The organism is Phenylobacterium sp., assembly GCF_037138395.1.
Lineage (GTDB): Bacteria > Pseudomonadota > Alphaproteobacteria > Caulobacterales > Caulobacteraceae > Phenylobacterium.
The window spans coordinates 1-10,035 of record NZ_JBAXIM010000092.1; the positions used below are offsets into that span (position 1 = coordinate 1).

A 10,035-nucleotide genomic window follows, 5' to 3' on the forward strand; every position below is an offset into this window, starting at 1 on the left:
GCGACGCTGTCCATGAGCATGCGCGTGGCGAGCAGCCCGCCATCAAACACCTTCTGGGGCGTCGATCCCTCGAGGTTGCCCATCTCGGCAGCGGCGTGGAAGACGCCCTGGGCGCCCCGGAAGGCCTCGTCGTAGGCGCCCGGCACGGTCATGTCACAACGATAGAGACTGACGGATCCCGGACCCTCCTGGCCGATGGCGGAGAGGTGGGCGGTGTTGGCCAGGATGCCGGGGTCGCGGACACAGGCTCTGACCTCGTAGCCGCGCCGGACCAGGATCCTGACGATATGCGAACCGATGAAGCCGGCGGCGCCAGTGACGACGACCGGACCCCCGTCCGGACGGATGGGAGAAGTCATGGGCGTTTCCTCCACGTCTGGTCACCTGACTGAGAGCTTCTCGCCGGCGCCCGCGTTTGCCTTGGGGTAAAGCCTGACCCGAATTCCCGCGACCATCAACCGATTTCGCAGGCTGCCCCACATACCCAATCCAGAATTCGACTGATCCTGCGAGCCAGCCCGGCCGCGACTGAAGATGGCCCGCGTCTGGAAGACATAGGAAAACGCCCTTGAAACCCGCCCTAAATCTCCAAACCCGAGGGAATGGCGCGATCCTCGTCAGATAGTGCGAAATTTCCGAATGCAAGCCCCGGTTTGCGATGGTAGCCTTGCTTCAGCAAACCACTTGCTCAAAAGTGGTGGCCGACAGGGAGGCTCAGGACCATGGAACAGGGCTCGACTCTTCGTAAGCTCACCGACGACGAAAAGCGGCAGTTCTATGCCGAGGGCTACGTGATCGTCCGACAGGCGGTTCCGAAGGCCCTGGTCGAGGCGGCGCGCAACAGGATCCGCGGCGCCGAACGCGGCGAGAATCTCTGGATGGACACAGCCCTGACCGACCTGGTCAACCGGTCGGACCTGACCCCCGTCCTCAACGACGCGCTCGGAAGGTTTGACCCGCCCAGCGCCTGCCAGGTGGGAATCCTGAAGCGTCGGGACCCGGGTGAATCCTTCAACAGCGTCGGCTACCGGGACTGCGACATGCCCTATTTCGGGGCCGAGTTGCACATGGACGGGAACATCACCATCCGGTCGCCCCAGGAGCCCATGGAGGGGACACCGGAAGAGATTTACCGGCGGCACATCGCCTCCGGTCCGCTGGGCGACATCGGCCGTTGCGCCGAGGTGATGGGGCACAACCACACGCCCCTTTTCCAGGATCCGGAAATGACCCTGTCCCTTGGAAGCTTCAACGCCTTCCTCTTTGTCTGCCTGAATGACCAGACCGAGGAGGGCCGGGGACAGACCATGGTCCTGCCGCGCTCCCACCACGCCAGCGAGAACTTCTTCCAGTGGCAGAGGGCGCAGAACGGCTGCATCGGCCCCGAAGGCCCCGGCTGGTCGCGGCTGGACAGCAAGGCGCAGAACCGCTGCGGCATGGTCTACATGCCGGACACGATGCGTGACGCGTTCACGAACGCCGATAGCCTGACAACACCCGACGGAAGGCGATGGCCAAAGCCCACGCCGGTGCTCATGGAGCCAGGCGACGCCTGCATCGCGACCTATCATATCCTGCACTCCGGCTCACGGAATGAGCGGGGCACGGAGTCCCGCAAGAACATCATCTTCCGGATCCGCAACAAGAGCCGCCAGCCGGGACAGGTGCTGACCGGTATCTCCGACCATCCGGACCGGGGCTGGAGCGGAGAGTGGCTGGAGTACGAGCCCGGCAACAATCCCTGGGAGCGCTCCAAGAACGCCATGTGCGACCAGTGGGCGGAGTGGGAGGGCATGGCCGGGGCTGTCGCCGAGGGGCGCAAGTCCGCCGAGACCGCCAAGGCATGACTACCGTTCCGGTCGAATTCACCCCCGACTTCATCGCCGCGGCGAGCCCGCGCGAGGCCCAGCTCTACGCCGACTTCCTCCAGAGCGGGGAGCCCTACCGCAGCCTCTACCGGACAGGGGTGCACACCGCCGCCAAGGGCGGGTTCAGCCATGACCCGAGCCGGGCTCCCGCGGACCTGCCGACCCCCGGGATCGACCTGGAGGACGAGGACCTCTACTTCAACACCTCGGGCGCGGCCCAGGCCTACTGGAAGGACGCCGAACTGCCCCGGCCGGTGCGCGACATCGCCCGCCTGCGCCAGGACCTGAAGACCTGGGGCTACTGCCTGATCGCCGACGCCCTGTCGCCCGACCAGCAGGCCCGCATGCGGCGGCGGGTCGAAGACCAGGCTGAAGCCGAACGCCTTGCGGGGCTCGCCGTCTGGCAGGGATCGGCTCCGCGGCCCGATGAGGCCCTGCCCAGGCTGCAGTTCATCCACTGCCTGATCAACAAGGGCGAGCAGTTCGTCCAGTGCGTGGAACACGACCCCGCCGGCGTGCAGGGCGGGCCCGTCATCGAGCAGCTGCTGAATGAGACCATGGGGCGCGACTTCCTGATGTCGTCCTTCATCGCCATCATCAGTCAGCCCGGCAACAATCCCCAGGGCCTGCATATGGACCAGGGCACGGCGCCCTTCCACCTGCCCCACGCCCCCTTCACCATGAACACCATGTTCATCCTGGCGGACACCTCGGCGAAGAACGGGGGCACCCTGGTGGTGCCGGGCTCGCACCGTCTGATGGCCGACACCCCCCCTGGCCAGCCGATCACCACGCCACTTCCCCCGGCCATCAACCTCGAGGCGCCGGCGGGGACCGTGATGATGTTCGAGGGCCGGCTCCTGCATGGTACAGGGGTCAACCGCAGCAATGACCTGCGCCCAATCCTGGTGATGAACAGCGTCAAGCCCTGGATGCGGCAGCAGGAGGTGCACCTGATGTCCACCCGGCGCGAAGTGCTGGAGTCGGCCTCCTCCAAGCTGCTTTACCGCCTTGGCGCCCTGACCGGCTACGGCGGGGTCGAGGGGGCCTGGAACGGCTCGGAATACCAAGTGTCCCAGCGCCTCATGATGGATGCGGGAAACTACCTGCGGATCGGCGAGCTGGGACCCGACTCCCCGCCCGAGGCCCTGGGTGCCGAGTATGGCTGGCGGTTCGGCGACACCGCCCGGCGCCAGGCCCAGCACCAGCCGGCCACGCGCCCGGAGATCCGCGCCCGATACGAGGGCCTAGAGCCGCCTTGGCGGCGGCCAGACAAGCCAAGGTTCCCGCGGGGGAGCTGAGACGGCTTCAACCCGTCACACACCTCTGTCAGGCTGAGCCCAGAACAGAGGAGTCGCCCCATGATCATCGCCCTGCTCGCCGCCGCGGCCGTCGCCGCCACCGGATGCGACCTCGAGAAGCCCTCAGGGGTGCCGGGGTGCACGCGCCAGGCCGTGGACGCCCTGCCCATGACCGCCCTGCAGGCGCTGGGCACCCACAACAGCTACAAGAGCGCCATCGCCCCGGCCGAGATGAAGCTGCTGAGGGCGGCGAACCCGAAGACGGCGGACAGCCTGGACTACAGCCACCCAGCCCTGACCGAGCAGCTCGACGCCGGCGCCCGGCAACTGGAACTGGACATTGTGCGGGACCCGGAGGGCGGTCGCTGGACCCGGCCCCTGGGTCTGAAGATGGCCGGGGGCGGCGACTACGACACCGGGCCCATGGCCTCGCCTGGCCTTAAGGTCATGCATGTTCCGGACATCGACTACCGCAGCGTCTGCCCAACCTTCCGGGCCTGCCTGGAGGAGGTTCGCGCCTGGTCGTCGCGCCATCCGGACCACCTGCCCCTTCTGATCATGATGAACCTGAAGGACGACCAGATCCCCTTCCCGGGCGCGACGCCCCTCCTGCCCTTCGATGCCGCAGGCATGGATGAGGTGGATGCCGAGATCCGTGCGGTCTTCGGGAAGGATCGGCTCATTACCCCGGACCGGGTACGCGGCTCGGGGACGTCCCTGCGCGAAGCCGTCCGGCAGGGGGGATGGCCATCCCTGGGCGCGGCCCGGGGCAAGGTCTTCTTCGCCGTCGACGAGGGGCCAGGGAAGGTGGCGCTCTACAGCCAGGGCCGTCCTTCGCTGGAAGGGCGGGCAGCCTTCGTCAACACCGACAGATTCGAGGCACCCTATGCTGCCTATGTCACCCTGAATGACCCTGCGAAGGATGGCCCGCGCATCGCCGAGGCCCTGCGCCTCGGCATGGTCGTCCGCACCCGCGCAGACGCCGACACCGTAGAGTCGCGAACCGGAGACCGCAGTCGGCGGGAAGCCGCCTTTGCCTCTGGCGCGCAGTACGTCTCCACGGACTATATGACCCCGGACCTCCGGCTCAGCGACTACTCAGTCGCCCTGCCCGGGGGTGGGACGGGCCGGCGGGCACCGGCGATCAGACCATAAAGCCAAGATCCCGGCGGGAGAAGTTGCCGAGGTTGGGGAAGATGGTGAGCAGGTCGGCATCTGCGAGCCCGAACCACTTCCCCAGGGTCGAACCCACTTGGTAGACCGACGTGGTGGGAACAAGGATGTTCCCGCTCATGTCCGGATTGCTGAAGCCCGTCCGGTCAACGCCGACAGTCGGGAACTGGCCGAAGACGTTCCGGCCCCGGACTGCACCGCCCATGACGAGATGGTGACCGCCCCAGGCGTGATCCGTCCCGTCGCCGTTGGACGTAAGGGTCCGACTGAAGTCGGACATGGTGAAGGTGGTCACGCTGCCACGCATGTTCAGCCCGCCGATATTGCCCAGGACCCCGTCAAAATAGGCCATGGCATGCGCAAGCTTGCCCATCAGGTTGGTGTGGGTAGTGTTCTGGTTGTCGTGGGTGTCAAAGCCGCCAAGGCCCACGAAGAAAACCTGGCGGGTCACGCCCAGGGCCGTCGCGGCGGCCACAGACCTGGCAACTGTGTTGAGCTGAGTGGCGAGTGTATTGGCCTCCACGACGCCCGTGACGGGGTTCGTGTAGTTGGACGGTGCCGGGATCGAGGCGGCCGGGCCGCTGGCGAAGGCGGCGTTCAGGGCCTGGGCGGAGTCCATGGCCCGGCGGGTCATGGCGCCATGATCCTGCGCGAACAGGCTGGTCCCCGAAACGTCGCGGATGGACTCTGCCAGGGTGAGGGCGGCGGTCTGCGAACCGTAGAGCGTACTTCCGGACGCCGCATTGGGCAGGACTGCCGGCTGGGCCGAGGTGTTGATCTGGTACTGGACCGCCGTATTCCCGGCCAGGAAGACGGCGTTACCGTTTGCCGAGACCGCCGTGAAGACAGCACTGGAGCCGTTCTGGGCCAGCATGGTGTCCGCCATGAGCCCGCCCCAGCCCCGCCTGGCGCCCTCGGCCGCACCGGATTGCCAGATCGAGACCTGATCGTTGTGCGACATCAGGTTCGGCGGCAGACTCACGCTGCGGTTGTTGTACTGGGTCTTGGTGGTGGGAACGATCAGCGTACCCACATTGGCGAGCACGGCCAGGCGTCCGGCGCTCCAGGGGCTGGCAGTACCCTGGACCAGGGGCGACATAGCCGGATGTAGGGCGAAGCTCCGGCTGGAGGCGTTGGTTCCGGCGGGTACGGGGTTGGGTGTCTGGGGCGTGATGGGCAGGACGCCGCCAAGGAACTCCGGCGTGCTCCGGGTGACGGTGCGGGCGGTGACCGGCGAGACACTGCCCACAGCGGCCGGCGGCGTACCGGGAGGCATCAGGGCGATCGGGTCATTTCCCGTATTCCGGGCCGCAAAGTACCGGCCCCAGGAGTCCGAGTCCGTGGCCAGGACCATGTTGTTGCTGTCATTGCCGCCGAACAGGAAGATGCAGACCAGCGCCTTGTAGCTGGTAGGCACCGTCTGGGCCGCCGCCGAGCCCAAGGTCGCCATCTGCAGGGCGAAGGGGGCCGCGACCCCAAGGGGTGCTGCCGCCGCCATCATCTTCAGGAGGTGCCGCCGCGTGGCGGGAGAAGGCCGGGTCATTGTGTGCGCCTCACCTTTGGACCAAGTATTCCGGGGACGTCATAACGAGCAGGACCGCCGCCTTCACGCGGTTGGTCTTGGCCTGGCTCGCCTGGGTCAGGTCCGTCGGCGAAATCGCGTAGGCGTTGAGGGTGTCGAGTACCCGCTTGCGCAGGGCGCTGCTCATCTGACCGGCCAAGAGTAGACGATTCAGCCGGTCCGCCAGAAGTTCAGGCTGATCTGCAATCAGGACCTCATTGCTGAGCGAAAGCCGAACGTCGTTGCTTGTTCCGATTCCGTTGCTGATCGTCTGTTCGATTACGTTCACATAGCCAGCGTTGGTGACCTCGTTGACGATCTGGAACTCCGGGGCGACGAGGTTCCGGGACCCGAGGACTGTGGTGGCGGGGGGGACGTAGCCGGGACGCCAGAAGTTGAAGACCGAGCTTGCAAGAAGGGGCGTTTGGCCAAGGGAGGTGTTGGCGCCGGTCGTACGCACCTGCCACTTGCCACTCGCGGAGTTCCCCTGGAAGGCGCGCATCATGTGGGTCATGCGGATGACCGGCTCGCGCAGCTTGCCATAGGCCGGATCCTCCGCCGAAGTCGCGTTTCGCGCCTCCGGATCCATGAGAATGGCGGTGACGACCGCACCCATATCCCCACGCACCCCGGCACCGTTGTTGTTGAACACGCCGGCGACCCGCTGGACATAGGCGGGCGAGGGATTGCTGGTCACCAGGCGCTGGATCAGCTGCCGCGAGACGAAGGGTCCGGTGTTCGGGTGGTTGAACAGGGTATCGAGAGCGATCTTCAGGTCACCCGGACCGTCGACCGTCGCCGAGGCGGGAATGGTTGCGCCCAGGAAGGCCTTCTGGGAGGTGGAATGGTACTGCGGATAGATGATCATCTGCCGCACCTTGGAGTCCGGGTCCGGGTTCCCGCCGACAAAGGTCGAGGCCGACGGTGCGGGGCTGTACCAGGACCAGCCCGTGAAGACCTTAGCGAGGCCCGAGATGTCGGCTGGACTGTACGAGGCCAGGGGCTTTCCATTGAGGTCTGTCTTGGGCGTTCCGTCTAGGTTGAGCTGGTACAGGCCAAGGGTCATCAACTGCATGACCTCGCGGGCATAGTTCTCGTCCGGTGTCCGGGTTCCCGCCGCGTCCTCCTTCATATTGCCGAGATAGGTGAGGTAACGCCCCATCATCGGGTTCAGGGTCACCTTCTCGAGGAGGTCACGGTAGTTCCCGAAGGCGTTGGCCGTCAGCATGTCGTAGTAGGCACCCGCTCCCCGCGGATCGACGACATCCGAGGCCAGCGAGATCACGAAGATCTGGGAATAGGCAAAGGCGACCCGCTCCCGGAGCTGGTCTGGACCCGTCACCGAGGCAAGCCACCAGCTTTCGACGAAGTGGTCGTAACTGAGTGTTGCGTTGGGAGAGGTCACCCGCAGCTCGGCAAGCCGGGCGTCCAGGTAGGCCTGGTGGGAAACCGAGGGCGGCGGCGTGTTAATCTGGGCGCGGATCCAGGACTCCGCCGTACCCGCTCGGACCGCTTCAATGCTGGCTTCGGTCGCCCCGAATGTCCCCTGGGCAAGCAGGCGACCCGCTTCGGCCTCGGTGGGGCCAGGGATTGGCGCCGGGCCAGACCCGGTGGAACCGCCGCCACCACCTCCACCACCGCCACAGGCGGCGAGAAACATGCAGGCCGCGATCAAGATACAGATGCGGTGCATCACTTTTCACCCTGTCCCATCAAACGTCACGATGCCCTTGCGCGAGTCTTGGGACGCGAAGGGATGTGGCTTTTGACCTGCCAATAAACAAGGTCAATACGTTTTTATTCTAGCATAAAAATGACGGCGATCCTACCCCAATCCAGTTCCGGGCCTAGGCCGCCTCCAGGATAAGCCTTAAGGACCCCCGGTCGATTCGGCAGCGCCGTAGCACCTTCACCACGCGTCCCAGACGGTCCAGCCCGGGCGTGACGTGCTCCAGCGGCGGGTGTGCCCTTCCCCAGCCTGGAGCCGAACTGTGTCCGTTGGGCGAAGGCGCGGACCCTTATGCACCCACCCAGTTACCGTGGAAGCCGAAGGGCACCCGGCGGGGGACCTTGGCGATCGCCACCGGGCCGCGATCGATGTTGGAGGCGTCGAGCACGACGAGGTCGGAGCGGTTGTCCGCAGCCCGCCAGACGACGGTCGTCAGCCAGCCATCGCCTTCCGCCGCGGTCGCGGAACGGGGGGCGAAGACCGGCTCCGAGACCTGGTCACCCGGCTCGAAGTTGCAGACCTTCCGGACGCCCGTGGCAAGGTCGATGTGAGCAATGGCGTTCATCTTCACCGACTTCGCGCCCGTCGTGTCGGCGGTATAGTAGCCGTGGCGGTAGGCGAGGCCGGTGAACCGCTCGTCGAGCCTGGGGAACTCGGAGTCGAGGTCGTCGATCGCCGTCTCCTTCACCTGGTCGGTGGCACCGGTCAGGTCGAACTCCCAGCGGGTCAGCCGGGCGCCGCTGCGTGAGCCAGGCCGGCCGTCAGCCAGGGGAAAGAGGGGTGCGGCATCGTAGAGGCAGACCTCGGCGATGATCCGGTCGCCCTCCTCGCGGGCGTTCATCGGGTGGAAGACATAGCCTGGCTTGGTGGTGAACCAGCGGATGGCCGAGGCATCGTCGCCACGCTTCATGAGGCCGACATAGGACGGCTTCTCCGGCTCCCAGGCATAGCCCGGCAGTCCCTTCATGGCTCTTTCCAGGCTGCCAGTGAGAGGCATGACCGGGAAGAGGACGTAGTTCTCGGTCACCAGGAAGTCATGGACCATGGCCGAGTACGGGGCCTCGAAGTCGGTGCGGCGCACGACCTTGCCGGAGGCGTCCGTCACGCCATAGCTCATGGTGGTGGAGAAGGGGTGCGGGCCGACGCCATAGCCGAACCAGACCATCTCGCCGGTCTTAGGATCCAGCTTGGGGTGGGCAGTGACCCGTCCGGCGTACTCAGCCGCATAGCCCCGGGACTCCAGGGTGTCGCGGTCTAACTCGAAGGGCATGTGCCCCTCTTCCAGGGCCAGAAGCCGGCCGGCGTGGAAGAGGATGTTGGTGTTAGCAACGCCGCTGTCCTTCCCCATGGTGACGGGGTCGCTCAGCATGGGGTTGAAGCCGCCGAACAGGGCCCGGCCATGCTCGCGCTCAAGCTCCCACTTCGGGGTGCGGACATAACGGTTGCGGTAGGTCACCTTGCCGCCGTCGATCCGGAAGGCGTGGACCATGCCGTCGCCGGTGAACCAGTGGTAGTGCGGATCCAGGGGATCGAACTGGGGATTGGGGCCCGTGCGGTAGAGCGTGCCCTCAAGGCCCGCTGGGATCTCTCCCACCACCTCGAGGTCAAAGTCGTCCTCGGACCGGAGCGGGGCGAAGTTACCGTTCAGGTAGGGATTGCCGCGGGTCTTCTCGCTCATCGGGGTCTCGCCTCAGCCGGATTACGTTGTAAAGTGGTGGACCTTCCGGCGTCGGGACGCAAGTCCGGCGACGCACGGGCCTGGAGACCGCATGCCGCGCATACTGTCGGAAACCGACGTCGCTGATTTCCGCGCCCGCCTCTGTGCGGCGGCGGAGGACCAGTTTGCTGAGCATGGCATCGAGGCGGTGACCATGCGCCAGCTGGCGGCCGCCCTGGGGGTCAGCCCGATGACGCCCTACCGCTATTTCCGTGACAAGGACGAGATCATCGATGCGGTCCGGACGAGCGCCTACGACCGTTTCGCGGACGCCCTGGAGGCGGCCTTTGAGGCGCATGGCAACTCCGCAGAAAAGTCGATCGCCGTCGGAGAGGCCTATCTGGATTTCGCCGTGAACAATCCCCGGGCCTACGCCCTGATGTTTGACCTCAAGGACGTGAAGGCACCCCCCTCCGAGGGCCTGCTGGCGGCGGGGCGGCGCGCCCGGGACTGTCAGGTGCGGCATGTGCAGGGCCTGATCGACGCCGGCCTGATCACCGGCGATGCCGAAGACCAGGGCCACATCTTCTGGGCCAGCGTCTACGGTTTCGCGGGGCTCGTCCTGATGGGACAGATCTCGCCGGAGGAGGGCCGGCGCCTACACCGTCTGGCCTCCAGGAGCATGATCACCCACGCCGCCTCTTGACCTCGCCACCGGCAGGCGGTGGAGATGCGCCACCGCCAAG

8 protein-coding genes are annotated in these 10,035 nt (G+C 66.2%); 4 read left to right on the top strand and 4 right to left on the bottom strand.

The genetic code is table 11. The annotated features are described in order from the left end of the window. The coding region (locus WCJ52_RS08560) for an NAD-dependent epimerase/dehydratase family protein (protein WP_336902884.1) at positions 1-359 on the bottom strand (359 nt) is incomplete at its 3' end. 363 nt (positions 360-722) lie between these two features. Between WCJ52_RS08560 and WCJ52_RS08565 the strand changes: the two genes are divergently transcribed. From WCJ52_RS08565 to WCJ52_RS08575, 3 genes are read left to right on the top strand one after another with little or no spacing between them, the layout of a single operon-like run. After that, the gene (locus WCJ52_RS08565; protein ID WP_336902885.1) at positions 723-1,847 is read left to right on the top strand and encodes a hypothetical protein; all 1,125 of its coding nucleotides are present in this window, start codon (positions 723-725) and stop codon (positions 1,845-1,847) included. Continuing rightward, positions 1,844-3,169, top strand: coding sequence for a phytanoyl-CoA dioxygenase family protein (locus WCJ52_RS08570; RefSeq protein ID WP_336902886.1), 1,326 nt, complete (start codon positions 1,844-1,846; stop codon positions 3,167-3,169). The genes WCJ52_RS08565 and WCJ52_RS08570 overlap by 4 nt, the downstream gene beginning before the upstream one ends. Positions 3,170-3,229: 60 nt before the next feature. Beyond that, positions 3,230-4,324, top strand: coding sequence for a phosphatidylinositol-specific phospholipase C1-like protein (locus WCJ52_RS08575; protein WP_336902887.1), 1,095 nt, complete (start codon positions 3,230-3,232; stop codon positions 4,322-4,324). On the opposite strand, the gene WCJ52_RS08580 is transcribed toward WCJ52_RS08575, so the two are convergent. The 3 genes from WCJ52_RS08580 to WCJ52_RS08590 all read right to left on the bottom strand — a co-directional run bounded on the left by WCJ52_RS08580 (position 4,314) and on the right by WCJ52_RS08590 (position 9,310). Further along, positions 4,314-5,885: a DUF1501 domain-containing protein gene (locus WCJ52_RS08580; protein WP_336902888.1), complete on the bottom strand. Its 1,572-nt coding sequence runs from the start codon at positions 5,883-5,885 to the stop codon at positions 4,314-4,316. The two genes, WCJ52_RS08575 and WCJ52_RS08580, sit on opposite strands and share 11 nt — an antisense overlap. A gap of 10 nt (positions 5,886-5,895) precedes the next feature. After that, the gene (locus tag WCJ52_RS08585) at positions 5,896-7,596 is read right to left on the bottom strand and encodes a DUF1800 domain-containing protein (protein ID WP_336902889.1); all 1,701 of its coding nucleotides are present in this window, start codon (positions 7,594-7,596) and stop codon (positions 5,896-5,898) included. Between the two features lie 325 nt (positions 7,597-7,921). Further along, entirely contained in the window at positions 7,922-9,310 is a 1,389-nt protein-coding gene (locus WCJ52_RS08590) for a carotenoid oxygenase family protein (protein WP_336902890.1), read from the bottom strand. 91 nt (positions 9,311-9,401) lie between these two features. Between WCJ52_RS08590 and WCJ52_RS08595 the strand changes: the two genes are divergently transcribed. Continuing rightward, entirely contained in the window at positions 9,402-9,995 is a 594-nt protein-coding gene (locus WCJ52_RS08595; protein ID WP_336902891.1) for a TetR/AcrR family transcriptional regulator, read from the top strand. The last annotated feature ends 40 nt before the right edge of the window (positions 9,996-10,035 follow it).